This window comes from Spirillospora sp. NPDC046719, assembly GCF_040645715.1.
GTDB lineage: Bacteria > Actinomycetota > Actinomycetes > Streptosporangiales > Streptosporangiaceae > Spirillospora.
In genome coordinates this window covers 1-1,369 of the sequence record NZ_JBEYYT010000904.1, presented here as the reverse complement: position 1 = coordinate 1,369, position 1,369 = coordinate 1, and the positions used below count along the sequence as shown (strand labels likewise).

Annotated in this window: 1 protein-coding gene; it reads right to left on the bottom strand. The window is 76.3% G+C overall.

Going from position 1 to position 1,369, the window contains the following annotated elements; all coding sequences use genetic code 11:
* Positions 1–34 precede the first annotated feature (34 nt).
* The coding region (locus tag ABZ914_RS51440) for a class I adenylate-forming enzyme family protein (RefSeq protein ID WP_500201821.1) at positions 35–1,369 on the bottom strand (1,335 nt) is incomplete at its 5' end.

The window sequence follows — 1,369 nt, the reverse complement described above, 5'->3', positions numbered from 1 at the left end:
TCACGACGACGGCTCGCCGCGAGTCAACGCGTTTCTAGCCGCCTTCGGCGAGGCGGACGGAGCGCTCCGGATCGTGCGCGGCGCGCAGGTCGCGCTTGAGGATCTTGCCGGAGTGGTTGCGCGGCAGCGCCTCGACGAACTCGTACCAGCGGGGCCGCTTGAAACCGCCGAGCAGGGCGCGGCAGTGCGCGTCCAGGTCGGCGGGCGTCGTCCCGGCGCGGACGACGACGAGCGCCTTGACCGCCTCGCCCCACCGGGCGTCCGGGACGCCGACCACCGCGGCGTCCAGCACGCCCGGGTGCCGGACGAGCACCTGCTCGACCTCGGCGGAGTACACGTTCTCGCCGCCGCTGCGGACCATGTCCTTGGCGCGGTCGACGAAGTGGAGGTAGCCGTCGGCGTCGCGGCGCATCAGGTCGCCGGTGCGCAGCCATCCGCCGTCCATCGGGTCGGGGAGCCCCGCGTACCCCGCCATCACGCTCGCGCCGCGCAGCAGGAGCTCGCCGACCTCGCCGGGCCCGTCCGCGCCGTCCAGCGCGAGGTCGAACGGCGGCAGCGGCAGGCCGACGGTGCCGGGGCGCTTCAGCTCGTCGTCCAGCGTGGTGACCGTGACGAAGTTGCCCGCCTCGGTCGAGCCGTAGACGCCGCGGTAGCCGATGCCGAGGCCGCGGAGCGCCTCCAGCGTCCCGGCGCGCTCGGTGCCGGCCATCCCGAACACCAGCCGCAGCGTCCCGGGCGCGGCGGCGGGATGCCGCAGCGCCCGTCCCGTCCCCGTGGGGAAGATCGCGACCGTGGCGCCGTGCTCGGCGACGACCGGCCAGAGCACGTCGGGCGACGCGCCCGCCGGGAACACCACCGTCCCGCCGGCCGCCAGGTGGCCGAGCGCGGCACCGTACCCCGCCACGTGGAACAGCGGCAGCGCGCCGAGCAGACGGTCCGCGCCGGTGATGCCGAACGCGTGCACCGCGTTAGCGGCGGCGGCGACCCAGCCTTGGTTGGTGAGCAGGCAGCCCTTCGGCCGTCCGGTGGTGCCGGAGGTGTAGAGCTGGATGATCGGCGCGTCCGGGGCCGGGCGCGGCAGGTCGTGCGGCGGCGCCCCGTCCAGGGCCCGGTCGAGGCCGGGGCCGACCGTCCAGTGCGTCAGGTCGAGCAGCCCGGACGCGCTGGCGAGGTCCTCGAGCGCCGGGTGGACGACCGCGTGCCGCGCCGCCGCGTCCCCGACCTGGAAGCGGATCTCCGCCGGGGCGAGCCGGACGTTCAGCGGCACCACGACCGCGCCGATCAGCGACGCCGCGAGCGCGGTCTCGATCGCCTCCGGGACGTTCACGCTCAGCAGCGCGATCCGGTCGCCCGCGCGCACGCCGCCGGC